At 54.4% G+C, this 263-nt stretch carries 1 protein-coding gene; it reads right to left on the bottom strand.

Annotation, left to right across the window (positions count from 1 at the left end; all coding sequences use genetic code 11):
* The coding region (locus ACTHSQ_RS11305) for an LOG family protein (RefSeq protein WP_440375961.1) at nt 1–263 on the bottom strand (263 nt) is incomplete at both ends.

Consider the following 263-nt stretch of genomic DNA (forward strand, 5'->3'; position numbering starts at 1 on the left):
TCCAAGCGGTTTTCGTAGTGCGCGAAGATTTCTTCGATGATTTCGTCTTCACCGTCAATCAGTCGGATTAAATCCATATCGGCTTCCGAAATCAGCCCGCGCCCGAGCAGCTCTTTGCGTATCCAGTCCAACAAGCCCGACCAAAAATCCTTACCCACCAAGATAATCGGGCGGTCGGGTGTTTTGCCCGTCTGCACCAGCGTCAGGCTTTCAAACAATTCGTCCAGCGTGCCGAAGCCGCCGGGCATGACGACATACGCGAC

This window comes from Neisseria sp. P0009.S008 (assembly GCF_051958615.1).
GTDB lineage: Bacteria > Pseudomonadota > Gammaproteobacteria > Burkholderiales > Neisseriaceae > Neisseria > Neisseria subflava.